This is a genomic window from Leclercia sp. 1548 (genome assembly GCF_050435045.1).
Taxonomy (GTDB): domain Bacteria; phylum Pseudomonadota; class Gammaproteobacteria; order Enterobacterales; family Enterobacteriaceae; genus Enterobacter; species Enterobacter adecarboxylatus.
This window is the reverse complement of sequence record NZ_JBNDJP010000006.1, coordinates 184892-208175: the sequence shown is the minus strand read 5'-3', so window position 1 is coordinate 208175 and position 23284 is coordinate 184892. Positions and strand designations below refer to the sequence as shown.

The window sequence follows — 23284 nt, the reverse complement described above, 5'->3', positions numbered from 1 at the left end:
CTTTTCGTAAACCGTGCCGATTACAGGCTGGATACGTTTTCGGTCAGGTATTTCGCAACGCCTGCTGGAGACGCGGCCATACCTTCTTTACCTTTTTCCCACTGAGCCGGGCACACTTCACCGTGCTCTTCGTGGAACTGCAGCGCGTCAACCATACGCAGCATTTCATCGATGTTACGACCCAGTGGCAGATCGTTCACAACCTGGTGACGCACGATACCGTTAGCGTCGATCAGGAAGGAACCACGCAGGGCAACGCCCGCATCCGGGTGCTCGATACCGTAAGCCTGCTGGATTTCGCGTTTGATGTCCGCAACCATCGCGTATTTCACTGGACCGATGCCGCCATTGTCGACAGGGGTGTTACGCCATGCGTTGTGAACAAACTCAGAGTCGAAGGAGACGCCAACCACTTCCACGCCACGCTTCTGGAATTCTTCGTAACGCTTGTCGAAAGCAATCAGCTCAGACGGGCAAACGAAGGTGAAGTCCATTGGCCAGAAGAACAGAACGGTGGCTTTACCGTTGGTATGCTGTTTGAAGTTGAAGTTTTCAACGATTTCACCGCTGCCCAGTACAGCTGCTGCTGTAAAATCCGGGGCCGGACGAGTTACCAGAACCATATGATTCTCCTGTGATTACTAAGGTTATTTGGAACGCAACGCGGCCCAGTATAGAGAGTCCTCGCGCGAAAGACAAAGAGGCGCTGACAATCGTTAACCCAGCTTTTACCTATCAATCACATTCACATTAAAGCAGCTTATATTTCGCCTGCTCCATCATGCGCGGGTAGAACTGCCAGAAACGTATTTCAAGTGCATCGTAATGGGCATCCAGATCCTGCCAGGAGTCGCGCAGGGCGTCGAGACGAGGACGGCGGCTGGCCATCCCATTCAGTACCCGCTGAATAAAGTCCATATCGCTATAGCGTTCGAGCCAGCGCTCTGACCACAGGTAATCATTCAGATTCACAAAGCGCGGCGGCGAGTCCGGGAGGATGATTGCCACCTGGGCGTGGGCATAGCGGACGAATTCCGGCAGCGGCATGTCAGGAGAGAGCTGTTCCCAGTGGCGAGAGACGAAGTGATCCCACATGACATCGAGCGTAATAGGGGCGACCCGGCGGGTTTCCGGGCGGAACCACTCTTTGGCTTCTTTTACTTCAGGCAGGTTGTCGGTCATGACGTCAATCCGGCGGTGCATAAAAATGCCTTCCACCACGTCAGGGGGGTAATCCTCGGCGGGATTGCCACGCACAAAATCGGCCAGCAGATTGCCGGAAAGAGAGCTGTCAGCGAGATGGGCGAGGTGCAGGTGAGCGAGAAAATTCATGCGATTCGTTATCCGGTGTCGGCTAGTTGTTGCAGCAAAGAGGTGTGAGCACTAGACTAAGCCGCCTGTTTTTAAGTCACGAGTATATGCCATGCGCGTCGCCGATTTCTCCTTTGAATTACCCGAGTCCCTTATTGCCCACTATCCTATGCCTGAGCGCAGTAGCTGCCGCTTATTGTCGCTGGATGGGCCGACGGGTGCACTGACGCACGGGACTTTCACCGACCTGCTCGACAAGCTTAATCCGGGCGACCTGCTGGTGTTCAACAACACTCGCGTCATCCCGGCCCGTCTGTTTGGCCGCAAAGCCAGCGGCGGTAAGATCGAAGTGCTGGTCGAAAGAATGCTCGATGATAAACGTATTCTGGCACATATTCGCGCCTCTAAAGCGCCAAAGCCGGGGGCGGAACTGCTGCTGGGCGATGACGAGAGCATTAACGCCACCATGGTGGCGCGCCATGACGCGCTGTTTGAAGTGCAGTTTAACGATGAGCGTCCGGTACTGGATATCCTCAACAGCATCGGCCATATGCCGCTGCCGCCGTATATTGACCGCCCGGATGAAGACGCTGACCGCGAACTGTATCAGACCGTCTACAGCCAGAAGCCTGGTGCCGTCGCTGCCCCGACCGCGGGCCTGCATTTTGACGATCCGCTGCTGGCAAAACTGCGCGAGAAAGGCGTGGAGTTGGCTTTTGTCACCCTGCACGTGGGCGCGGGCACCTTCCAGCCGGTGCGGGTAGACAGCATTGAAGATCACATCATGCACTCCGAATACGCCGAAGTGCCGCAGGACGTCGTGGATGCGGTTCTGGCAGCGAAAGCGCGCGGTAACCGCGTCATTGCCGTCGGCACTACCTCTGTTCGCTCGCTGGAAAGCGCTGCCCAGGCCGCCAAAAACGATCTGATTGAGCCGTTCTTCGGCGACACACAAATCTTCATCTACCCGGGTTATCAATATCAGGTAATCGATGCGCTGGTGACCAACTTCCACCTGCCGGAGTCGACGCTGATTATGCTGGTGTCGGCATTTGCGGGTTATCAAAACACCATGAATGCCTACAAGGCTGCGGTAGAACAAAAATATCGGTTTTTTAGCTACGGTGACGCGATGTTTATCACGTACAATCCGCAAGCTTTGAATGAACGTGTCGGGGAATAACTCTCCGGTACCAGAATAATGTGTCGGACTGTTTTTCTGGCACAGAGGAATGAAAATGAAATTTGAACTTGATACCACTGATGGTCGCGCGCGCCGCGGCCGTCTGGTGTTCGATCGTGGCGTAGTAGAAACGCCAGCCTTCATGCCTGTGGGCACCTACGGCACCGTAAAAGGGATGACGCCGGAAGAAGTTGAAGCCACGGGCGCGCAAATTATCCTCGGTAACACTTTCCACCTGTGGCTGCGCCCGGGCCAGGAAGTGATGAAGCTGCACGGCGATCTGCACGATTTTATGCAGTGGAAAGGCCCAATCCTCACCGACTCTGGCGGTTTCCAGGTCTTCAGCCTCGGTGACATTCGCAAGATCACTGAAAAAGGCGTTCATTTCCGTAACCCTATCAACGGCGACCCGATCTTCCTCGATCCGGAAAAATCAATGGAGATTCAGTACGATCTCGGCTCCGATATCGTGATGATCTTCGACGAATGTACCCCATACCCGGCCGACTGGGATTACGCTAAACGCTCCATGGAGATGTCGCTGCGTTGGGCGAAGCGCAGTCGCGACCGTTTTGACGGCCTTGGCAACAAAAATGCGCTGTTTGGCATTATTCAGGGAAGCGTTTACGAAGATTTACGCGATATCTCGGTTAAAGGTCTGGTAGAGATAGGTTTTGATGGCTACGCTGTCGGCGGTCTGGCTGTAGGGGAGCCGAAGGAAGATATGCACCGTATTCTGGAGCATGTTTGCCCGCAAATTCCAACAGATAAGCCTCGATACCTGATGGGCGTCGGTAAGCCAGAAGATCTGGTCGAAGGCGTGCGTCGCGGCATTGATATGTTCGACTGCGTTATGCCGACCCGTAACGCCCGTAATGGTCACCTGTTCGTGACCGACGGCGTGGTAAAAATCCGTAATGCGAAGCATAAAAGCGACACCAGCACGCTCGATGCCGAGTGCGATTGCTATACCTGTCGCAATTATTCTCGTGCCTATTTGCATCATCTTGATCGTTGTAATGAAATACTGGGCGCGCGTCTCAACACGATTCATAACCTTCGCTATTACCAGCGCTTAATGGCTGGTTTACGCAAGGCTATCGAAGAGGGTAAATTAGAGAGCTTCGTGACCGATTTTTACCAACGACAGGGTCGGGAAGTCCCACCTTTGAACGTTGATTAATTTATTTAATGAGGGAATTTTAATGAGCTTTTTTATTTCTGATGCGGTAGCGGCAACAGGTGCACCGGCGCAGGGCAGCCCGATGTCTCTGATTCTGATGCTGGTGGTGTTCGGTCTGATCTTCTATTTCATGATCCTGCGTCCACAGCAGAAGCGCACCAAAGAGCACAAAAAGCTGATGGACTCCATCGCTAAAGGTGATGAAGTGCTGACTAACGGTGGTCTGGTTGGTCGTGTGAGCAAAGTTGCAGATAACGGCTACATCGTTATCGCGCTGAACGATACCACTGAAGTAGTGATCAAACGTGACTTCGTCGCTGCCGTTCTGCCGAAAGGCACCATGAAAGCGCTGTAATTAACTTTTCCCAAAGGGAACTGCCGTGTTAAACCGTTATCCTTTGTGGAAGTACATCATGCTGGTCGTCGTCATTGTCGTCGGCCTGCTGTATGCGCTTCCCAACCTGTATGGTGAGGATCCGGCTGTTCAAATCACTGGCGCGCGCGGTGTCGCCGCCAGTGAGCAAACGCTGATCCAGGTCCAGAAAACTTTACAAGAAGAAAAAATTACCGCTAAGTCTGTGGCACTGGAAGAGGGCGCTATTCTTGCTCGCTTCGACTCCACCGACACGCAACTCCGCGCGCGTGAAGCGCTGATGGGCGTGATGGGTGATAAATATGTCGTGGCGTTGAACCTTGCTCCTGCAACGCCGCGTTGGTTAGCTTCTATCAACGCGGAACCGATGAAACTCGGTCTCGACCTGCGTGGCGGCGTACACTTCCTGATGGAAGTCGATATGGAAACCGCGCTTGGCAAACTCCAGGAACAAAACATCGACAGCCTGCGTAGCGATCTGCGCGACAAAGGCATCCCTTACACCACCGTGCGTAAGGAAGATAATTACGGGATGAGCATCGCGTTCCGCGACAGCAAGGCCCGCGATCAGGCGATGGATTACCTGACCCAGCGTCATCGCGACCTGGTGCTCTCTTCTCAGGGCAGCAACCAGCTGCGTGCGGTGATGACCGATGAGCGTCTGAAAGAAGCGCGTGAATACGCGGTTCAGCAGAACATCAACATCCTGCGTAACCGTGTTAACCAGCTTGGCGTAGCTGAACCGCTGGTACAGCGTCAGGGTGCTGACCGTATCGTGGTAGAGCTGCCGGGTATCCAGGATACCGCACGTGCTAAAGAGATTCTGGGCGCAACCGCGACGCTGGAATTCCGTCTGGTGAACACCAACGTCGATCAGTCCGCTGTCGCCTCTGGCCGCGTTCCGGGCGACTCTGAAGTGAAGCAGACCCGTGAAGGCCAGCCGGTTGTGATGTACAAGCGGGTGATCCTGACCGGTGACCACATCACCGACTCGACCTCCAGCCAGGACGAATACAACCAGCCGCAGGTTAACATCTCGCTTGATAGCGCAGGTGGTAACATCATGTCTAACTTCACCAAGGACAACATCGGTAAACCGATGGCGACCCTGTTCGTGGAGTACAAAGACAGCGGTAAAAAAGACGCTAACGGTCGCGCCATTCTGGTGAAAGAGGAAGAGGTGATTAACATCGCCAATATCCAGTCTCGCCTGGGTAACAGCTTCCGTATTACCGGTATCAACAACCCGAACGAAGCGCGTCAGCTTTCGCTGCTGCTGCGTGCCGGTGCGCTGATTGCGCCAATTCAGATCGTTGAAGAACGTACCATCGGTCCAACACTGGGCATGCAGAACATCACCCAGGGTCTGGAAGCTTGTCTGGCAGGTCTGGCGATCTCCATCGTCTTCATGATCTTCTTCTATAAGAAGTTTGGTCTGATTGCGACAAGTGCGCTGATTGCGAACCTGGTGTTGATCATCGGTATCATGTCCCTGCTGCCAGGGGCGACGCTGACCATGCCGGGTATTGCGGGTATCGTTCTAACCCTTGCGGTAGCGGTCGATGCCAACGTACTGATTAACGAACGTATCAAGGAAGAGTTAAGCAACGGTCGCTCTGTTCAGCAGGCGATTGACGAAGGCTATAAAGGCGCTTTCAGCTCCATCTTCGATGCGAACGTAACAACACTGATTAAGGTTCTTATCCTGTATGCAGTGGGTACTGGCGCTATCAAAGGCTTTGCGATTACGACCGGTATCGGTGTCGCAACGTCGATGTTTACCGCTATTGTCGGCACCCGTGCCATCGTGAACCTGCTGTACGGCGGCAAGCGCGTTAAAAAGCTGTCTATCTGAGGAGTGCGTTGTGGCACAGGAATATACTGTTGAACAATTGAACTACGGCCGTAAAGTCTGGGACTTTATGCGCTGGGACTACTGGGCCTTCGGCATTTCAGGTTTACTGCTGATCCTGTCCATCGTCGTTATGGGCGTGAAAGGCTTTAACTGGGGCCTTGATTTCACCGGTGGTACGGTGATTGAGATCTCCCTGGAAAAACCGGTCGATATGGACCAGATGCGCGAATCCCTGCAAAAAGCAGGCTTCGAAGAGCCGCTGCTGCAGAACTTTGGCAGCAGCCGCGACATCATGGTGCGTATGCCTCCCGTACACGATGCTAACGGCAGTCAGGAGCTGGGCAGCAAGGTTGTTAACGTGATTAACGAAACAACCAGCCAGAGCGCGACGGTTAAGCGTATTGAGTTCGTCGGGCCAAGCGTGGGTGCGGATCTGGCCCAGACCGGTGCGATGGCACTGCTGGTCGCGTTGATCTCCATCCTGGTCTACGTCGGTTTCCGCTTTGAGTGGCGACTGGCGGCAGGTGTGGTTATCGCCCTGGCGCACGACGTGGTGATTACCATGGGTATTCTGTCGCTGTTCCACATTGAGGTTGACCTGACAATCGTGGCATCCCTGATGTCCGTTATCGGTTACTCACTGAACGACAGTATCGTGGTATCTGACCGTATCCGTGAAAACTTCCGTAAGATCCGTCGCGGTACGCCGTACGAAATCTTTAACGTGTCGTTGACCCAGACGCTGCACCGTACCTTGATCACCTCCGGTACTACCCTGATGGTGATCCTGATGCTGTTCCTCTTCGGCGGTCCGGTTCTGGAAGGCTTCTCGCTAACCATGCTGATCGGTGTCTCCATCGGTACGGCGTCGTCCATCTACGTCGCGTCGGCACTGGCACTGAAACTTGGCATGAAGCGCGAGCACCTGCTCCAGCAGAAGGTCGAGAAAGAAGGGGCGGATCAGCCCTCTATCCTGCCGTAAGACAGGTAGTGCGTTATCGAAATCCCGGTCTGATGACCGGGATTTTTTTTATCTGCTCCTGACAAACACTCCTGACAGTATGCTGTCAGGAGGCCTGTCATACACTCCTCCTGAACCCAAACAACAGGCAGGAGGATGTATGAAAAGTGTGATTAACTGGTTTGAAATTCCGGTCGCGGATATGGATCGTGCCATCAAATTTTACGAGCCGGTGATGCAGGTGGCGCTGAAGCGCGAGACAATGGACGTTGCCGAGCTGGCCATTTTTCCTCATGAGGATCCGGCTACCGGCGGCGCGCTGGCAAAATTTGACGGCATTACACCCTCATCCCAGGGCGCTATTATTTATCTGCATACTGATAACCTGGCGGCAACGCTGGATCGTGTGGTGTCAGCGGGTGGGGCATGCGTGTTTGGCCCACTGGAACTGCCGCGCGGTATTGGCACCATTGCGCTGTTTACCGACAGCGAAGGCAACCGGGTTGGACTTCATCAACCTGCCTGACATCAACCTGTAAAGCGAATAAACAATGACCCGACGCGCTGACCGTTTGTTTCAGATTGTGCAAATCCTGCGAGGCAGGCGGCTGACCACAGCAGCGCATCTGGCAGACAGGCTCGGCGTTTCTGAACGCACGGTTTATCGTGATATCCGCGATCTATCGCTCTCTGGCGTGCCGGTGGAAGGGGAGGCGGGAAGCGGCTATCGACTGATGTCGGGCTTTGACTTGCCGCCCCTGATGCTGACCAACAGGGAGTCCGAAGCGCTGATGGTGGCGATCCGCCTGCTTAAAACCTGGGGCGGGGAGTCGCTGTCGCGTGAGCTGGAGTCGGCCCAGGAAAAGGTGCTGGCGATCCTGCCGGAGGAGAGCCGCCGCAAGGCCGAGCAGACGCGGATCTACGCCCCGGATATTGCCATGCAACACCACTCCCGCAGCGGCTTCGATGTGATTCATCAGGCGATCTCTGCTCAGCGGGTGCTGGGACTGCACTATCGTGATGAAAGCGGCCACCTCTCTTCCCGCGACGTGCAACCGCTGGGGTTGTTCTTCTGGGGCGAGCACTGGCTGCTGGCAGCATGGTGTGAACGGCGCGATGACTATCGCTGTTTCCGACTCGACAGGTGTCTGAATATCACGATGACGGACAGACGCTTTAGCGAAGGTGCAGACCGATCGCTGGCGGACTTTTTACGGAAGGTTAAGCAATAAAAAAGCCAGCTCTTGAGCTGGCTTTTTTGCCGGGTGGCGTTACAGGCACAACTTAGAAGTTGTAACCCACAACCAGGTAACCACCCCAGCCGGTAGAACGCACGCTGAAGTTACCGTCGCCGAAGTTCAGGCTGGCGTCGTCGTTCCACTGACCACCGTTGTGCCAGTAACGCGCCACAACAGAGTAGTGCCAGTGATCGTAGTTCAGCGCCAGGATGTGGCTGGAGGCGATAGAGTCGTTGGTACGCGCTTTCTTACCGTTCAGGTCACGGAAGTCGTTGTCGCCCAGGTCTGAACCCCAGTCAAAGTTGGTGAAGCCGATGTAGCTCAGGTTGCCGCCCCACAGCTGGGTGATTGGCACAAAGTATTTCACTTTGAAACGGTAGCCATCCCACTCGTTTTCGTTCGCTGCACCGTAGTTCTGCCACTGGTATTTAGCATAGACGTTCATGGACAGGCTCATCGGCAGACCGGTGTCGATGTCAGTACCCAGACCCATGTACCAGGTGCTCTGGCGACCGGACTTGTTGCGGCCCATGTCGTAGATGTAGTTGTTTGCGAAGTACCACTCTTTAAACGGACCAAAGGCCAGGCTGGTACCGGTCAGCTTGTCGATGGAGAAGCGCGGTTCGATCTCCATGAACAGTGGGGAACCGTGGTTCCAGATACCTTTCGCGTCAGTATTACCACCGAAGAAGACCGGTGCATCCATGTAACCATAGAAATCAAACCAGTCTTTTTTGGCAAACGCTTCGTATTCCAGGTAGGTATCGTTGCGGATCTGTGGTCCGAAACGGGTGTGGTAGCTGCCAACGACGTTGACGCTCTGGTGCCACCAGTCGGAAACGTACTCTGGTTTATCGTTTTCTGCTGCCTGAACAGAGAAAGTAGAGGAGAGCGCCAGCGCTGCACCGGCTGCCAGTAATGTTTTTTTCATAATAATGCCACTGATTTGAAATCCCTTACGGGAGTGAAAAAGGCGCGAATTGCGTTTCTAAATATTTCGTGTTTCTGGGAGCCTATTATAGGAATCCTTGCTCACAAAAATATGTGTTGTTTCACAGTTCTCTCACATACGTAATCGATTGCGTTCACGTTTGCGTATTTTTAAACGGAGCGGATTGTAATAGCAAACATTTCTGTTGCCAATGTTTGTAACCAAAGAGGGGGGCGGAACGTGATCCACGTTCCGCTGGGGGATTATTGCGCGACGGGCTGGATATCGTGGATGCGGATAAAACCGAGTTGATCGGGCGTCAGACCGTTAAGCTGCAACGGAATGTCGACATCGCTGGGTGCCAGAATGCTGGCCGGTGCATTAATCAGCTGGGTCTGAACGTTCAGCTCCTGGAAGCTGTCGGTGGTGCCCTGGATCTGGCCCCACTCAACGGTGGCGCTGAATGCCGGCAGGGGATCGTTTGATTCCCCCTGAATGCGCAGCGTGGCACGGGTGCCATCGGCGTTTGGCGCGACGTTCACCAGCGACATGCGCAGTGTGCCGATCTGGCTGTTCAACCTGGCAGGCGTATTCGATCCCGGCAGCAGATAGACGCCGCTGGTCGATTTCGCGTTCAGCGCATTCTGCTGGGTGATCTTGACGGTTTCCTGGTTAAGCTTATTCATGGTGGTATTCAATGAACTGATGCTTTGGTTCATCTGGCGCACTTCGCTTTGCTGCGCACAGGCGCTGAGGCTAAAAAGGCTTCCCAGCAGCAGAACATGTAGGTAACGTCTTGTCATGGCAATTATTTCCCTGAAATAACGGATTCTGCTAAGGGTAGTCAACGACGCGGCCCTGCGTATAGATCCTTTATCTCAAAAACGCTCCTTCTTTGTTGTCAGCCCAGTTCGGGGTAAAATGGAGTTCAGTCAACCCGATAGCCAGGACACCGTATGCATTGCCCATTCTGTCTCGCCGTCGATACTAAAGTAATCGACTCCCGTCTCGTGGGAGAAGGCTCATCCGTACGCCGCCGCCGTCAGTGCCTGGTATGTAACGAACGCTTCACCACTTTTGAAGTGGCGGAGCTGGTGATGCCGCGCGTCGTCAAAAGTAACGACATTCGCGAACCCTTCAATGAAGAGAAGCTGCGCAGTGGAATGCTAAAAGCGCTGGAGAAGCGGCCAGTAAGCGCAGATGACGTCGAAATGGCGCTTAACCATATCAAAACTCAGCTGCGCGCCACCGGCGAGCGCGAGGTGCCGAGCAAAATGATCGGCAATCTGGTCATGGAACAGCTCAAGAAGCTCGATAAAGTCGCCTATATCCGCTTTGCCTCTGTTTACCGCAGTTTTGAAGATATCAAAGAGTTCGGTGAAGAGATCGCCCGCCTACAGGACTAAGCACATGCAGGATGAGATTTACATGGCGCGAGCGCTGAAGCTGGCGCAACGCGGGCGGTTTACCACCCACCCCAATCCGAACGTGGGTTGCGTTATCGTGAAAGATGGCGAGATCGTCGGGGAAGGTTTTCACTATCGTGCCGGTGAGCCGCATGCCGAAGTGCATGCTTTGCGCATGGCCGGCGAGAAGGCGCGCGGTGCGACGGCCTACGTGACGCTGGAACCTTGCAGCCATCACGGTCGCACGCCGCCGTGCTGCGATGCCCTTATTGCTGCGGGCGTTTCACGGGTCGTCGCGGCGATGCAGGATCCTAATCCTCAGGTTGCTGGTCGCGGCCTGTATCGCCTGCAGCAGGCGGGCATTGAAGTCAGTCATGGCCTGATGATGAGTGAGGCCGAACGCCTGAACAAAGGCTTCCTCAAGCGGATGCGAACCGGTTTTCCCTATATCCAGTTGAAGCTGGGGGCCTCGCTGGATGGCCGCACGGCAATGGCCAGCGGCGAAAGCCAGTGGATCACCTCCCCACAAGCAAGGCGCGATGTGCAACGTCTGCGCGCGCAAAGCCATGCTATCCTCACCAGCCATGCCACCGTTTTGGCCGACGATCCTTCTTTGACGGTGCGCTGGGATGAGCTGAATGCCGACACGCAAACGCTGTATCCGCGACAAAATTTACGCCAGCCGCTGCGCATCGTGGTTGACCGGCAGAACAGCGTGACGCCTGAGCACCGCATTGTGCAGCAGCCGGGCGAAACCTGGTTTGCCCGTACGCAGGAAGATGAGCGCAGCTGGCCGGAAGGCGTTCGCAGCATCCTGGTGCCGGAGCATAACGGGCACGTGGATTTAGTGGTGCTGATGATGTTGCTGGGTAAACAGCAGATCAACAGTATCTGGGTAGAAGCCGGTCCGACGCTGGCCGGTGCGCTGTTGCAGGCCGGGCTGGTGGACGAGCTGATCGTCTATCTGGCGCCTAAACTGTTAGGCAGCGACGCGCGTGGTCTGTGCGTGTTACCTGGGCTGGAAAAACTGGCGGATGCTCCGGCATTTAACTTTAGCGAGATACGCCCGGTTGGGCCGGATCTGTGTCTCCACCTGACCACCGCGTAAGGCTTGCCTAAATAGGGAAGCAGTGCGCAAAATATTATGATAAAATCCGCCCCCCTGCGGGGCCACCAAATGAACCCGTTAAGGAAGAGTATGAACATTATTGAAGCAGCCGTTGCTACCCCGGACGCTCGCGTCGCCATCACCATTGCGCGTTTCAACAACTTCATCAACGACAGCCTGCTGGAGGGTGCCATTGACGCCCTGAAACGTATCGGCCAGGTGAAAGACGAAAACATTACCGTTGTCTGGGTTCCGGGTGCTTACGAACTGCCACTGGCAGCGGGCGCACTGGCGAAAACCGGTAAGTATGATGCAGTTATCGCACTGGGTACGGTAATTCGTGGCGGCACCGCGCATTTTGAATATGTTGCGGGTGGCGCAAGCAACGGTCTGGCGCACGTGGCACAGGATGCAGAAATTCCTGTCGCTTTCGGCGTACTCACCACTGAAAGTATTGAACAAGCCATCGAACGTGCTGGCACCAAAGCCGGTAACAAAGGTGCAGAAGCTGCACTGACCGCGCTTGAAATGATCAATGTATTGAAAGCCATCAAGGCCTGATTTTTTTGTAAGGGGAATTCCGTGAAACCTGCTGCTCGTCGCCGCGCCCGTGAATGTGCCGTTCAGGCACTTTACTCCTGGCAGTTGTCCCAGAACGACATCGCTGATGTTGAATACCAGTTCCTGGCGGAACAAGACGTCAAAGACGTTGACGTCGTGTACTTCCGTGAACTGCTGTCGGGAGTGGCGACTAATAGCGCGTATCTCGACGGTCTGATGAAGCCGTACCTGTCCCGTCTGCTCGAAGAGCTGGGCCAGGTTGAAAAAGCTGTGCTGCGTATCGCACTGTTTGAGCTGTCGAAGCGTGATGATGTGCCGTACAAAGTGGCCATCAACGAAGCGATCGAACTGGCGAAAACCTTCGGTGCTGAAGACAGCCACAAATTTGTGAATGGCGTGCTGGATAAAGCCGCACCTGCGATCCGTCCCCGTAAAAAGTGATCCGCAAGCCGGAGTATCGTGTCGCCTTTGGGCGGTGCGTGCTCCGGTTTTTTTATTTTCTTTGCTGAGGCATAACGTATGGCATGTGGCGAATTTTCCCTGATTGCCCGTTATTTTGACCGAGTCAGAAGCTCGCGTCTCGATGTGGAAACCGGCATCGGCGACGACTGTGCACTTCTCAATATCCCCGAAAAACAGACGCTGGCCATCAGCACCGACACCTTAGTGTGTGGTCATCATTTTCTGCCGGATATCGATCCTGCCGATCTGGCGTATAAAGCGCTGGCGGTGAACGTGAGCGATTTGGCGGCGATGGGGGCCGATCCGGCGTGGTTAACCCTGGCGCTGACCCTGCCTGAAGTTGATGAAAGCTGGCTTGAGGCCTTTAGCGACGCGCTGTTTGAACAGCTTAACTATTACGATATGCAGCTGATTGGCGGCGATACTACCGCCGGTCCGCTGTCGATGACCCTGGCGATCCACGGCTATGTGCCGGCTGGGCGGGCATTAAAACGTTCTGGTGCGAAACCGGGCGACTGGATTTACGTCACCGGCACGCCGGGTGATAGCGCGGCAGGGCTGGCCATATTGCAGAAGCAGTTAACCGTGCCGGACGCGAATGATGAGGCGTACTTTGTGCGACGCCATCTGCGCCCGACGCCGCGCATTCTGCACGGCCAGGCGCTGCGGGATCGCGCCAGCTCTGCTATCGATCTCTCGGATGGCCTGATCTCCGATCTGGGTCATATTCTGAAAGCCAGCGGCGTAGGCGCGCGGATCGACCTGGATCTGTTCCCACTCTCTGAGGCGATGCGCAGGCACGTGGAGCCAGATCAGGCGTTGCGCTGGGCGCTCTCCGGCGGTGAAGATTATGAGCTGTGCTTTACCGTTCCTGAGCTGAACCGCGGCACGCTGGATGTGGCGTTAGCCAATCTGGGGGCTGGGTTTACCTGTATCGGCCAGATTATGCCGGAAAGCGAAGGATTGCAGTTTGTGCAGAACGGTTCGCCGGTAACGCTCGATTGGAAAGGGTACGATCACTTCGCATAGTTCTTTGCGGCGTGTATTGCCGGGTGGCGACTTCGCCTTACCCGGCTTACAGAGACTTTGAAAAGCCCGGTACGCGTGAAGCGCCACCGGGCTTTTTTATTTGAATCCCACGACCGGATGCTGTTTGTACGGCGTCTCCAGCTCGGCGATCTGTTCCGGGGTCAGGGTGATATCTACGGCATTGATCAACTCGTCCAGCTGCTCTTCGCGCGATGCGCCGATAATGGGCGCTGCCACTCCCCGCTTACTCAACACCCATGCCAGTGCCACCTGAGCGCGCGTTACGCCGAGATCCTCGGCAACTCTTGTTAAACGTTCGGCTATCTGCGCATTATTGGCTTCGGTTTCGTCATACAGTGTTTTGCCAAACTCATCCGATACCGAGCGGGCAGTGGTTTCACCCCACGGACGGGTTAACCGCCCGCGTGCCAGCGGACTCCACGGGATCACCGCCACGCCGTGCTGATAGCACAGGGGCAACATCTCGCGCTCTTCTTCGCGGTAGATCAGGTTGTAGTGATCCTGCATGGTGACAAAGGGCGCCCACCCGTGCTGTTCCTGAAGTGCCAGCGCCTGGGCAAACTGGGCGGCGTGCATCGACGAGGCGCCGATATAGCGCGCTTTTCCCGCCCTGACCACGTCATTCAGCGCCTCGAGCGTCTCTTCAATCGGGGTATTATAATCCCAGCGGTGGATCTGCAGCAGATCGACATATTCCATGTTCAGGCGGCGCAGGCTGTCATCAATGGAGCGAAGGATCTGCGCCCGGGAGAGGCCTTCTGCCAGATCACCCACCTGATGGTACACCTTGGTGGCGACCACCACTTCCTCGCGGCGAGCGAAGTCGCGCAGCGCCTGGCCGACGATCTCTTCGCTGCTGCCATCGGAGTAGCTGTTGGCGGTATCAAAGAAGTTAATGCCGCCCTCAAGAGCGTGTTTGATGATCGGACGGCTGCTCTCTTCCGGCAGCGTCCAGGCGTGCTTACCCCGGTCCGGCTCGCCAAACGTCATGCAGCCCAGACAAAGACGAGAAACCTTAAGATCTGTTTTTCCTAATATATTGTATTGCATGGTTCCACTCCTGCTGATTACTTAAAACGTAACGTTAAGCATAGCAGGAGCGGAAAGGGGAGGGATTATGCCAGCCAGGCGTTGATGCGGGCTTCGATACCCGCGGCATCCAGACCAATGTCGGCGCGCGCTTCGTCCTGCGTACCCTGCGGGATAAAGTGATCCGGCAGGCCCAGGTTCAGCACGGGTACAGGTTTACGATTCGCCATCAGCACTTCGTTCACGCCGCTGCCAGCTCCCCCCATAATTGCATTCTCTTCCAGGGTGACCAGCGCCTCGTGACGTGATGCCATGTCCAGTATCAAGGCCTCATCGAGCGGCTTCACAAAGCGCATGTCGACCAGGGTCGCGTTAAGGGACTCTGCCACTTTTGCCGCTTCTGGCATCAACGTACCAAAGTTCAGGATCGCCAGCTTTTCACCGCGACGTTTAACGACACCTTTGCCGATCGGCAGTTTTGCCAGCGGCTCCAGGGTGACGCCCACGGCGTTACCGCGCGGATAACGCACGGCCGTTGGGCCATCCTGGTAGTGATAGCCGGTGAACAGCATCTGGCGACATTCGTTTTCGTCGCTTGGGGTCATCACCACCATATCCGGGATACAGCGTAAAAAAGAGAGATCGAACGCGCCCTGGTGCGTCTGGCCGTCGGCCCCGACAATGCCTGCGCGGTCAATGGCGAACAGCACGGGCAGCTTCTGGATCGCGACATCGTGGATCACCTGGTCATAGGCGCGCTGCAGGAAGGTGGAGTAGATCGCCACGACCGGTTTGTAACCGCCTATCGCCAGACCTGCGGCAAAGGTCACGGCATGTTGCTCGGCGATGGCGACATCAAAATATTGCGTCGGGTATTTGCGGGAAAACTCGACCATCCCGGAACCTTCGCGCATCGCCGGGGTAACGGCCATCAGCTTGCTGTCTTTGGCGGCGGTTTCGCACAGCCAGTCACCGAAAATTTTAGAATAGCTCGGCATCCCACCGCTGCTTTTTGGCAGGCAGCCGCTGGTGTGGTCGAACTTGGGTACCGCGTGGAAGGTGATCGGATCTTTTTCCGCCGGTTCGTAGCCCCGGCCTTTTTTGGTCATGATGTGCAGGAACTGCGGGCCTTTCAGGTCACGCATGTTTTTCAGCGTGGAGACCAGCCCCAGCACGTCGTGTCCATCCACAGGACCAATGTAGTTAAAGCCCAGCTCTTCAAACAGCGTGCCAGGCACGACCATGCCTTTGATGTGCTCTTCGGTGCGTTTCAACAGCTCTTTGATCGGGGGTACGCCAGAGAAGACTTTTTTGCCGCCTTCGCGCAGGCTGGAGTAGAGCTTACCGGAGAGCAGGTTCGCCAGGTGGTTGTTCAGCGCCCCGACGTTTTCGGAAATCGACATCTCGTTGTCATTGAGCACCACCAGCATGTCTGGTTTGATATCGCCCGCGTGGTTCATCGCCTCAAAGGCCATCCCGGCGGTGATCGCGCCATCGCCAATGACGCAGACGGTGCGGCGCTGTTTGTTCTCTTTGGCAGCCGCGACGGCTACCCCGATCCCGGCTGAAATAGAGGTGGAAGAGTGACCGACGCTCAGCACGTCGTATTCGCTCTCGCCACGCCATGGGAACGGATGCAGGCCGCCTTTCTGGCGAATAGTGCCGATTTTATCGCGACGGCCAGTAAGAATTTTGTGCGGATAAGCCTGATGACCCACGTCCCAGATCAGCTGATCGAATGGCGTGTTATAGACATAATGCAGCGCCACGGTGAGTTCCACCGTGCCAAGCCCGGAGGCGAAATGACCGCTGGAGCGGCTGACGCTGTCGAGCAGGTAGCGACGCAGCTCGTCGCACAGCTTCGGCAGGCTCTCTTTCGGCAACAGACGTAACTCCTGGGTGGAGTCAACCAACGCCAGTGTCGGGTATTTGGCAATATCAAAACTCATCAGAGACTCATCGTGGTGTTTTCGTTATTTATCACGCTGGATTATATAGTCCGCTAGCGCTTCCAGTGCCGAGGTGTCCAGTGACTGCGCGGCCAGTTGTTCAAGCGACTGGCGGGCGTCTGCAATCAGGTCCCGGGCTTTTTGTTGGGCTTGCTCAAGGCCCAGAAGGGCGGGATAGGTACTTTTGCCAAGCTGCTGATCGGCACCCTGACGTTTACCTAATGTTGCAGTATCGCCCACGACATCCAGAATGTCATCCTGAACCTGGAACGCTAAGCCGATACTTTCTGCGTAACGATCCAGAACGGGCAGGGCGTTGCGACCTTGCTCACCCGCGCTCAGCGCGCCCAGACGAACGGCTGCACGAATCAATGCGCCGGTCTTGTGGCGATGAATACGCTCCAGCTGTTCCAGATTAACCTGACGTCCTTCTGCTTCCAGATCCAGTGCCTGACCGCCGCACATCCCGGCTACACCGCTGGCCATTGCCAGCTCGGAGACCATCGCCAGACGGTCGCGATCCGCCACTTCCACCATGGGGGCATCGCTCAGAATTGAGAATGCCAGGGTTTGCAGGGCATCGCCTGCCAGAATGGCGTTCGCTTCACCAAATTTAATGTGGCAGGTCGGCTGTCCGCGGCGCAGGTCGTCGTCGTCCATCGCCGGCAGATCGTCATGAATGAGCGAGTAAGCGTGAATACACTCCACCGCGGCGGCAGGCGCATCCAGCGTATCGGCACTGATCCCGAACATTCCGCCGGTGGCATACACCAGAAAAGGACGCAGGCGTTTACCGCCTAACAGTGCGCCATAATGCATGGCCTCAACCAGTGGAGTGTTCTGAAAAGGCTGCGGAGCGATAAAACGGCGCAATGCGTCGTCAGCACGTCCGACGCAAGCCTGAAGCTGGTTCGAAAAGTCCATCTACTCGGCATCCGGTGTGAAGGGGGTCGTGGCAGCATCTTCGTTATCGGAGAGCAAGATCTGCACGCGTTGTTCCGCCTGTTGCAGTTTAACCTGGCCCTGGCGCGCCAGCTGCACGCCGCGTTCGAATTCATTAAGCGCCTCTTCCAACGGCAGGTCGCCGCTTTCCAGACGGGTAACGATTTGCTCCAGTTCACTCAGCGCAGTTTCGAAACTGGCGGGTGCATCGTTTTTCTTCGGCATAGTGAATGTCTGACTCTCAGTTTTTTATCCCTGATATGGTATCGGACTCAGGGTAATTATCAAATAACGCGCAATGTGCACAGGAGCCACGTGATGGTGGTATACTTCTGCGCCTGGATGCAGCCCTGGAAATGTGGGCTGCTGTACTTTTCCATTACAAGCTTAATTGCTTGCCTAAGAAACATTGCCGCCATGAAGTTTATCATTAAATTGTTCCCGGAAATCACCATCAAAAGCCAATCTGTGCGTTTGCGCTTTATTAAAATTTTAACCGGGAACATTCGTAACGTTCTGAAGCATTACGACGAGACGCTGGCCGTCGTGCGTCACTGGGATCATGTTGAAGTCCGCGCTAAAGATGAAAACAAGCGCCTGGACATTCGTGAAGCCTTAACCCGTATTCCGGGGATCCACCATATTCTGGAAGTGGAAGATGTTCCATTCACTTCCCTGCACGACATCTTCGAAAAAGCGCTGGCCCAGTATCGCGATCAGATCGAAGGCAAAACCTTCTGTGTGCGCGCCAAGCGTCGCGGCAAACATGAGTTTAGCTCTATTGAAGTCGAACGCTACGTGGGCGGCGGACTGAATCAGCACGTTGAATCTGCGCGTGTGCGTCTGACCAACCCGGAAGTGACCGTTAATCTGGAAATCGAGAACGACCGCCTGCTGCTGGTAAAAGGCCGCTACGAAGGTATTGGCGGCTTCCCAATCGGTACTCAGGAAGATGTGCTGTCGCTGATTTCCGGCGGTTTCGACTCCGGTGTTTCCAGCTATATGCTGATGCGCCGCGGCTGCCGTGTGCACTACTGCTTCTTTAACCTCGGCGGCGCGGCGCATGAAATTGGCGTACGTCAGGTGGCCCATTATCTGTGGAACCGCTTCGGCAGCTCTCACCGCGTGCGTTTTGTGGCGATCAACTTTGAACCGGTGGTGGGCGAAATCCTCGAGAAAGTGGACGACGGCCAGATGGGCGTGGTGCTGAAGCGCATGATGGTGCGTGCGGCCTCGAAAGTGGCTGAGCGTTATGGCGTGCAGGCGCTGGTGACCGGCGAAGCGCTGGGCCAGGTCTCCAGCCAGACCCTGACCAACCTGCGTCTGATCGACAACGTGTCGGATACCCTGATCCTGCGTCCGCTGATTTCACACGACAAAGAACACATCATCGATCTGGCGCGTGAGATCGGTACTGAAGACTTCGCCCGTACGATGCCGGAATACTGCGGTGTGATCTCAAAAAGCCCGACCGTGAAAGCGGTAAAGGCGAAGATCGAAGCGGAAGAAGAAAACTTCGATTTCAGCATCCTTGAGAAAGTGGTGGCCGAAGCCTCTAACATTGATATTCGCGAAATCGCCCAGCAGACCGAGCAGGACGTGGTGGAAGTTGAGACCGTGAACGGTTTCGGTCCTGACGACGTGCTGCTGGATATCCGCTCTGTGGATGAGCAGGATGCGAAGCCGTTTGAGCCGGAAGGTGTGGAAGTGGCCTCGCTGCCGTTCTACAAGCTGAGCACCAAATTTGGCGATCTGGATAAGAGCAAAACCTATCTGCTGTGGTGCGAGCGCGGGGTGATGAGCCGTCTGCAGGCGCTCTATCTGCGCGAGCAGGGCTTTACGAATGTGAAGGTGTATCGCCCGTAGTTCATTGCAGGGGAGTGCGGCCTGATGCCCTCACCCCGACCCTCTCCCACGAGGAGAGGGCGCAAACATAAAAAACGGCAACCTTTGGTTGCCGTTTTGCTTTTACCTCGCGCCACCCGGCTTTTTTATGCATTACGCTTCGTAATAGTTATAAATTCCCGCCGCCATCACTAACGATGATGCCACTTCATACGCTTTTGCGCGCCCGACCAGCAGCTCGATAATCTTCAGCGCAAAATCAATCGAGGTACCCGGCCCCTGGCTGGTTAACAGGTTTACGCGCGGATCCCAGACCATACGCTTATCCACCCACTGCTCTTCGGGTATTTTATCCTTCAGCGTCGGGAAGCCGGTCATATTGCCAATCGGGAAGATATTGTGCGGCACCAGCACCGTGGCCGCAGCTGCGCAGATGGCGGCGACGATGCGCCCGGAATGGTGAAACTGCCTGACCGTCTCGACCAGCAGCGGGCTGTCGCGGAAACATTCCGCGCCTTTAATACCACCCGGCAGCACGATGACATCGTAATCACCGTCGGCGACCTCTACCAGTGGGGCGTCTGCCACAAGCTTGACCCCACGCGAGCAGGTGATGATCAGATTGCCATCGCTGGCGACGCTCGCGGTCGTGACCTTAATCCCGGCGCGAACCAGCAGGTCGATAGTGGTGACCGCTTCGGTCTCTTCGCTACCAGGGGCGAGGCATACCAGTGCCGACGCGCTCATACTCACTCTCCTTACGTTTAACCTGTTCATACAGACGGACATTTTCCGGCACGCTGATACCGTGCGCGCGGGCGCGTTTTAACAGGTAACCGGTAATGTAGTCAATTTCGGTATGACGTAACCCACGGATATCCTGCAACATCGAAGAGATGTTCTGGGCGGTACTCTCGATGACCTGTTCAACGTAATAGCGAATATCATCAACCGAGGTGTGAATGCCCTCGCGCTCCACGACGGCTGCGACCTCAGCGCATAAGGTTGCTACTTCCTGCGGGTGATTTTTAAGCTCACCATTCGGGCAATCCAGCAGGGCGGTCAGGGGATTAATCACGCAGTTCACTGCCAGCTTGCGCCACATCTGCGGGCGAATGTTATTGTGCCAGGCGACATCCGGTAGCACCTGCTGGAAGCGATCCGCCAGATAACTGTAATCTCCCTCCTGCGCTCTGGCCGGGCCGATGTGGGTCATCCCACTGGCGACATGAACAATCACGTTGCCGTCGCGGCGGGCCGCATGGGTGGTGATGGCCATTAACAGCGGCTGGGGAACGCTTTTCAGCTCTTCAATGGTCCCCATCCCGTTATGGAGCAACATAATCGGGGAAGTAGGGGGAAGCGTGGACGCCAGCGAGCGTACAGCATCAGAGACCTGCCAGGCTTTCAGGGTGACCAGTAACAGCTCGCTTTGCGCCAAAAAATCAGGATCGTTGGCGATAAGAGATTCGTTAAAGATACTCCCGTCTTCTTCAATCAGGTTTACACTGCAATAGGGTTGTGGCACGCGCATCCAGCCCTGGACTTCATGTCCCTGTTTGCAAAGCGCGGCGAGCCAGAGTTGTCCCAGTGCCCCGCATCCGAGCACGGTAATTTTCATTGTTCCTCCTCACCTGCAACTGGCCAGGTGTTACAACATGTAGTATAGCGTCGACAACTAAGCTTCTGTTGAGTTATGCCTCGTTGCGGGTATTATGCAACGCAACAAAAGTGAAGGGAGAAGAAAAGATGCCATCTTTCGATATTGTTTCTGAAGTTGATATCCAGGAAGTACGTAACGGCGTGGACAACGCCAGCCGCGAAGTTGAGTCACGCTTCGATTTTCGTGGCGTTGAGGCCAGTTTTGAGCTGAACGACGCGAATAAGACCATTAAGGTATTGAGCGAGTCGGATTTCCAGGTCACACAGTTGCTGGACATTCTGCGCGCCAAGCTGTTGAAGCGCGGCATTGAAGGGACCTCCCTCGACGTGCCGGAAACCTTCGTTCACAGCGGTAAAACCTGGTTTGTTGAAGCCAAACTGAAACAGGGCATTGAGAGCGCAACGCAGAAAAAGATCGTTAAGCTCATCAAAGACAGCAAGCTGAAGGTACAGGCGCAAATCCAGGGCGAAGAGATTCGTGTTACCGGCAAATCCCGCGACGATCTGCAGGGTGTGATGGCGCTGGTGCGCGGCGGCGATCTGGGTCAACCTTTCCAGTTTAAAAACTTCCGCGATTAATCATGTCGGATAAATAAAAAAGAGCCGTGTAAAACGGCTCTTTTTTTTAATTTGCGCTCATCATCTTTAAGCGATCAAAAATACATTAACCTGTTTGTTATTTGCGCCCAGATTTAAATTAAGCCGCTGATGTTTCTGTCTTTTTAGAGGGTATGAGGGGGTCGTTAAATACCGTAATGGTATGAATATGCACGGTATTTAATAAAGCCCCTAAGAAGGGGCTCAAGAAAAAATTAGCACGCCGGCGATTCGCGCAGCGCCTGCTCGACTTCAAAGCGGTTAGTCACTTTGCTGTCAATTTTAACGTAAGCACTGCGTTCGTCCGGGACAATCAATACTTCACTTACCCCTTTCGTTGTTTGCAGGCGCGCTTTTAATACGTCATTAATCTCGACATCTTCTGGAATTTCTACCCGCAAGCTGCTGACGTAGCGCGGTTCTTTCATGGTACTGGCAACCAGGAGCCAGACCATCGCTAATAACGCCCCCGCCAGGAAAACGGTTTGGGAGTCGAATAAACCGTCCACCCAGCCGCCGAGTGCGCCGCCGATCGCCACGCCGAGAAACTGGCTGGTGGAGTAAATGCCCATCGCAGTGCCTTTGTATCCCGCCGGGGACTCTTTACTGATCAGCGACGGCAGCAGGGCTTCCATCAGGTTGAACGCCAGGAAGAAAAGCTGCACACCGGCGATCAGCTCCCAGAAATGCGGGCCAGACCCCCACAGCACAATTTCGGCAATCAGCAGTAACGCCACGCAACCCACGAAGACGCGTTTCATCTTGCGCTTCACTTCGGCATAAATAATAAAAGGCACCACAGAAACAAAGGAGATCAGCATTGTCACCAGATAAATTTTCCAGTGCTCAGCAGCAGGAAAGCCCGATGCGGCAAGCTGCCCGGGCAGGGCGACAAAGGTCGACATCAGCAGAATATGCAGACACATAATGCCGAAGTTCAGTTTTAACAGGCGCGGCTCAACGAGAACTTTGCTGAAGCAGCCTTTTACCATCCCGGATTCACGGTTCAGAACGTGATGTTTACTGTCGGGTACGACCCATAGCGTGAGCGCGATCCCGATGGTCGCCAGCACGGCAATCATCCAGAACAGGGCGTGCAGGCCGAGCGAATGGGTAATGATCGGGCCAAGCACCATGGCGATAGCAAAGGTTACGCCAAAGCTGACACCGATAAACGCCATCGCTTTGGTACGGTTCTGTTCGCGAGTGAGATCTGACAGCAAAGCCATGACTGCGGCGGCAATTGCACCCGAACCCTGTAGGGCACGGCCAAGAATAATTCCCCAGATGGAGTGGGAGAGGGCGGCAATAACGCTGCCAAGAACAAAGATCAGTAGCCCACCAACGATCAGGGGCTTGCGGCCTACACGGTCCGAAAGCAGGCCAAACGGAATCTGAAAGATCGCCTGCGCTAAGCCATAAATACCAATTGCAAGGCCAATCAGCGCCTCGCTGGCCCCCTGCAGCGCCATACCGTACGTGGTCAGAACAGGCAGGACCATAAACATGCCAAGCATCCGCAGCGAGAAAACAGTCCCTAAGCCCCAGGTGGCGCGTAACTCACCTGGCGTCATTTTATAATCGTTCATTACCACCTCAATTCAAAAGCAGGCCATAGTGTAGTGCGGGGAAGGGGCG

General features: G+C 55.2%; 25 protein-coding genes. 14 read left to right on the top strand and 11 right to left on the bottom strand.

Features of this window, described 5'->3' with window-relative positions; translation table 11 throughout:
* Positions 1 to 20: 20 nt before the first annotated feature.
* A complete protein-coding gene (locus ABIE02_RS17105) occupies positions 21 to 623 on the bottom strand; it encodes a peroxiredoxin C (RefSeq protein WP_032616797.1) in 603 nt (200 codons plus the stop codon).
* A 127-nt stretch (positions 624 to 750) separates the two neighbouring features.
* The gene (gene acpH, locus ABIE02_RS17100) at positions 751 to 1332 is read right to left on the bottom strand and encodes an ACP phosphodiesterase (RefSeq protein WP_336994856.1); all 582 of its coding nucleotides are present in this window, start codon (positions 1330 to 1332) and stop codon (positions 751 to 753) included.
* A gap of 91 nt (positions 1333 to 1423) precedes the next feature.
* On the opposite strand from acpH, the gene queA reads away from it, so the two are divergent.
* The 7 genes from queA to ABIE02_RS17065 all read left to right on the top strand — a co-directional run bounded on the left by queA (position 1424) and on the right by ABIE02_RS17065 (position 8098).
* Positions 1424 to 2494 carry a tRNA preQ1(34) S-adenosylmethionine ribosyltransferase-isomerase QueA gene (gene queA / locus ABIE02_RS17095; RefSeq protein WP_032616799.1) on the top strand — a complete coding sequence of 357 codons (1071 nt, stop codon included), beginning with the start codon at positions 1424 to 1426 and terminating at the stop codon, positions 2492 to 2494.
* Positions 2495 to 2549: 55 nt separating this feature from the next.
* Positions 2550 to 3677, top strand: a complete 1128-nt coding sequence (gene tgt, locus ABIE02_RS17090) for a tRNA guanosine(34) transglycosylase Tgt (protein ID WP_032616808.1) — start codon at positions 2550 to 2552, stop codon at positions 3675 to 3677.
* 22 nt (positions 3678 to 3699) lie between these two features.
* Entirely contained in the window at positions 3700 to 4032 is a 333-nt protein-coding gene (yajC, locus tag ABIE02_RS17085) for a preprotein translocase subunit YajC (RefSeq protein WP_032616800.1), read from the top strand.
* 25 nt (positions 4033 to 4057) lie between these two features.
* Positions 4058 to 5905, top strand: coding sequence for a protein translocase subunit SecD (gene secD / locus ABIE02_RS17080; RefSeq protein WP_032616801.1), 1848 nt, complete (start codon positions 4058 to 4060; stop codon positions 5903 to 5905).
* A gap of 10 nt (positions 5906 to 5915) precedes the next feature.
* Entirely contained in the window at positions 5916 to 6887 is a 972-nt protein-coding gene (gene secF, locus ABIE02_RS17075; RefSeq protein WP_032616802.1) for a protein translocase subunit SecF, read from the top strand.
* A gap of 139 nt (positions 6888 to 7026) precedes the next feature.
* Entirely contained in the window at positions 7027 to 7392 is a 366-nt protein-coding gene (locus tag ABIE02_RS17070; RefSeq protein ID WP_032616803.1) for a VOC family protein, read from the top strand.
* A gap of 25 nt (positions 7393 to 7417) precedes the next feature.
* Positions 7418 to 8098, top strand: coding sequence for a helix-turn-helix transcriptional regulator (locus tag ABIE02_RS17065; protein WP_032616804.1), 681 nt, complete (start codon positions 7418 to 7420; stop codon positions 8096 to 8098).
* A 52-nt stretch (positions 8099 to 8150) separates the two neighbouring features.
* On the opposite strand, the gene ABIE02_RS17060 is transcribed toward ABIE02_RS17065, so the two are convergent.
* Positions 8151 to 9035, bottom strand: coding sequence for a nucleoside-specific channel-forming protein Tsx (locus ABIE02_RS17060; RefSeq protein WP_059308617.1), 885 nt, complete (start codon positions 9033 to 9035; stop codon positions 8151 to 8153).
* Positions 9036 to 9298: 263 nt separating this feature from the next.
* Positions 9299 to 9838, bottom strand: a complete 540-nt coding sequence (locus ABIE02_RS17055; RefSeq protein WP_032616811.1) for a DUF3251 domain-containing protein — start codon at positions 9836 to 9838, stop codon at positions 9299 to 9301.
* 153 nt (positions 9839 to 9991) lie between these two features.
* Between ABIE02_RS17055 and nrdR the strand changes: the two genes are divergently transcribed.
* From nrdR to thiL, 5 genes are all read left to right on the top strand, one after another.
* On the top strand, positions 9992 to 10441 hold the full coding sequence (gene nrdR / locus ABIE02_RS17050) for a transcriptional regulator NrdR (protein ID WP_103178462.1): 450 nt from the start codon (positions 9992 to 9994) through the stop codon (positions 10439 to 10441).
* Positions 10442 to 10445: 4 nt separating this feature from the next.
* Positions 10446 to 11549 (top strand): bifunctional diaminohydroxyphosphoribosylaminopyrimidine deaminase/5-amino-6-(5-phosphoribosylamino)uracil reductase RibD, encoded by a 1104-nt coding sequence (gene ribD / locus ABIE02_RS17045; RefSeq protein WP_077227000.1) that lies wholly within the window; start codon positions 10446 to 10448, stop codon positions 11547 to 11549.
* A gap of 90 nt (positions 11550 to 11639) precedes the next feature.
* Positions 11640 to 12110, top strand: coding sequence for a 6,7-dimethyl-8-ribityllumazine synthase (ribH, locus tag ABIE02_RS17040; protein ID WP_014882758.1), 471 nt, complete (start codon positions 11640 to 11642; stop codon positions 12108 to 12110).
* Positions 12111 to 12131: 21 nt separating this feature from the next.
* Positions 12132 to 12551, top strand: a complete 420-nt coding sequence (gene nusB, locus ABIE02_RS17035; RefSeq protein WP_032616814.1) for a transcription antitermination factor NusB — start codon at positions 12132 to 12134, stop codon at positions 12549 to 12551.
* Positions 12552 to 12629: 78 nt separating this feature from the next.
* The gene (gene thiL, locus ABIE02_RS17030; RefSeq protein ID WP_032616815.1) at positions 12630 to 13601 is read left to right on the top strand and encodes a thiamine-phosphate kinase; all 972 of its coding nucleotides are present in this window, start codon (positions 12630 to 12632) and stop codon (positions 13599 to 13601) included.
* Positions 13602 to 13697: 96 nt separating this feature from the next.
* On the opposite strand, the gene ABIE02_RS17025 is transcribed toward thiL, so the two are convergent.
* The 4 genes from ABIE02_RS17025 to xseB form a co-directional block, all read right to left on the bottom strand.
* Positions 13698 to 14672, bottom strand: a complete 975-nt coding sequence (locus ABIE02_RS17025; RefSeq protein ID WP_032616816.1) for an aldo/keto reductase — start codon at positions 14670 to 14672, stop codon at positions 13698 to 13700.
* A gap of 65 nt (positions 14673 to 14737) precedes the next feature.
* On the bottom strand, positions 14738 to 16600 hold the full coding sequence (gene dxs, locus ABIE02_RS17020) for a 1-deoxy-D-xylulose-5-phosphate synthase (RefSeq protein WP_077226999.1): 1863 nt from the start codon (positions 16598 to 16600) through the stop codon (positions 14738 to 14740).
* Between the two features lie 24 nt (positions 16601 to 16624).
* On the bottom strand, positions 16625 to 17524 hold the full coding sequence (gene ispA, locus ABIE02_RS17015) for a (2E,6E)-farnesyl diphosphate synthase (protein ID WP_059308615.1): 900 nt from the start codon (positions 17522 to 17524) through the stop codon (positions 16625 to 16627).
* The gene (xseB, locus tag ABIE02_RS17010; protein WP_032616819.1) at positions 17525 to 17767 is read right to left on the bottom strand and encodes an exodeoxyribonuclease VII small subunit; all 243 of its coding nucleotides are present in this window, start codon (positions 17765 to 17767) and stop codon (positions 17525 to 17527) included.
* A gap of 192 nt (positions 17768 to 17959) precedes the next feature.
* On the opposite strand from xseB, the gene thiI reads away from it, so the two are divergent.
* Positions 17960 to 19408 (top strand): tRNA uracil 4-sulfurtransferase ThiI, encoded by a 1449-nt coding sequence (gene thiI, locus ABIE02_RS17005; protein ID WP_032616820.1) that lies wholly within the window; start codon positions 17960 to 17962, stop codon positions 19406 to 19408.
* Positions 19409 to 19540: 132 nt separating this feature from the next.
* Here the strand turns inward: thiI and yajL are convergent, their stop codons facing one another.
* Both yajL and panE read right to left on the bottom strand, forming a co-directional pair.
* Complete coding sequence (gene yajL / locus ABIE02_RS17000; protein ID WP_032616821.1) at positions 19541 to 20134, bottom strand: protein deglycase YajL; 594 nt, start codon at positions 20132 to 20134, stop codon at positions 19541 to 19543.
* Positions 20097 to 21008 (bottom strand): 2-dehydropantoate 2-reductase, encoded by a 912-nt coding sequence (panE, locus tag ABIE02_RS16995; protein ID WP_077226998.1) that lies wholly within the window; start codon positions 21006 to 21008, stop codon positions 20097 to 20099. Before panE ends, yajL begins: the two co-directional genes overlap by 38 nt.
* A 128-nt stretch (positions 21009 to 21136) precedes the next feature.
* Here panE and ABIE02_RS16990 point away from each other — a divergent pair, with 128 nt between their 5' ends.
* Positions 21137 to 21628, top strand: coding sequence for a YajQ family cyclic di-GMP-binding protein (locus ABIE02_RS16990; protein WP_032616823.1), 492 nt, complete (start codon positions 21137 to 21139; stop codon positions 21626 to 21628).
* Between the two features lie 233 nt (positions 21629 to 21861).
* Here the strand turns inward: ABIE02_RS16990 and ABIE02_RS16985 are convergent, their stop codons facing one another.
* The gene (locus tag ABIE02_RS16985; RefSeq protein WP_032616824.1) at positions 21862 to 23235 is read right to left on the bottom strand and encodes an MFS transporter; all 1374 of its coding nucleotides are present in this window, start codon (positions 23233 to 23235) and stop codon (positions 21862 to 21864) included.
* Between the last annotated feature and the right edge of the window lie 49 nt (positions 23236 to 23284).

Excerpts from the sequence above, each read along its gene's own strand:
- yajC (WP_032616800.1), top strand. The coding sequence starts at position 3,700 with ATGAGCTTTTTTATTTCTGATGCGGTAGCGGCAACAGGTGCACCGGCG.
- acpH (WP_336994856.1), bottom strand. The coding sequence starts at position 1,332 with ATGAATTTTCTCGCTCACCTGCACCTCGCCCATCTCGCTGACAGCTCT.
- ABIE02_RS17065 (WP_032616804.1), top strand. The coding sequence starts at position 7,418 with ATGACCCGACGCGCTGACCGTTTGTTTCAGATTGTGCAAATCCTGCGA.
- ispA (WP_059308615.1), bottom strand. The coding sequence starts at position 17,524 with ATGGACTTTTCGAACCAGCTTCAGGCTTGCGTCGGACGTGCTGACGAC.
- dxs (WP_077226999.1), bottom strand. The coding sequence starts at position 16,600 with ATGAGTTTTGATATTGCCAAATACCCGACACTGGCGTTGGTTGACTCC.
- panE (WP_077226998.1), bottom strand. The coding sequence starts at position 21,008 with ATGAAAATTACCGTGCTCGGATGCGGGGCACTGGGACAACTCTGGCTC.
- ribH (WP_014882758.1), top strand. The coding sequence starts at position 11,640 with ATGAACATTATTGAAGCAGCCGTTGCTACCCCGGACGCTCGCGTCGCC.
- tgt (WP_032616808.1), top strand. The coding sequence starts at position 2,550 with ATGAAATTTGAACTTGATACCACTGATGGTCGCGCGCGCCGCGGCCGT.
- ABIE02_RS17105 (WP_032616797.1), bottom strand. The coding sequence starts at position 623 with ATGGTTCTGGTAACTCGTCCGGCCCCGGATTTTACAGCAGCAGCTGTA.
- ABIE02_RS16985 (WP_032616824.1), bottom strand. The coding sequence starts at position 23,235 with ATGAACGATTATAAAATGACGCCAGGTGAGTTACGCGCCACCTGGGGC.
- thiI (WP_032616820.1), top strand. The coding sequence starts at position 17,960 with ATGAAGTTTATCATTAAATTGTTCCCGGAAATCACCATCAAAAGCCAA.
- yajL (WP_032616821.1), bottom strand. The coding sequence starts at position 20,134 with ATGAGCGCGTCGGCACTGGTATGCCTCGCCCCTGGTAGCGAAGAGACC.
- queA (WP_032616799.1), top strand. The coding sequence starts at position 1,424 with ATGCGCGTCGCCGATTTCTCCTTTGAATTACCCGAGTCCCTTATTGCC.
- xseB (WP_032616819.1), bottom strand. The coding sequence starts at position 17,767 with ATGCCGAAGAAAAACGATGCACCCGCCAGTTTCGAAACTGCGCTGAGT.
- thiL (WP_032616815.1), top strand. The coding sequence starts at position 12,630 with ATGGCATGTGGCGAATTTTCCCTGATTGCCCGTTATTTTGACCGAGTC.
- ribD (WP_077227000.1), top strand. The coding sequence starts at position 10,446 with ATGCAGGATGAGATTTACATGGCGCGAGCGCTGAAGCTGGCGCAACGC.
- ABIE02_RS17025 (WP_032616816.1), bottom strand. The coding sequence starts at position 14,672 with ATGCAATACAATATATTAGGAAAAACAGATCTTAAGGTTTCTCGTCTT.
- ABIE02_RS17055 (WP_032616811.1), bottom strand. The coding sequence starts at position 9,838 with ATGACAAGACGTTACCTACATGTTCTGCTGCTGGGAAGCCTTTTTAGC.
- ABIE02_RS17070 (WP_032616803.1), top strand. The coding sequence starts at position 7,027 with ATGAAAAGTGTGATTAACTGGTTTGAAATTCCGGTCGCGGATATGGAT.
- nrdR (WP_103178462.1), top strand. The coding sequence starts at position 9,992 with ATGCATTGCCCATTCTGTCTCGCCGTCGATACTAAAGTAATCGACTCC.
- ABIE02_RS16990 (WP_032616823.1), top strand. The coding sequence starts at position 21,137 with ATGCCATCTTTCGATATTGTTTCTGAAGTTGATATCCAGGAAGTACGT.
- ABIE02_RS17060 (WP_059308617.1), bottom strand. The coding sequence starts at position 9,035 with ATGAAAAAAACATTACTGGCAGCCGGTGCAGCGCTGGCGCTCTCCTCT.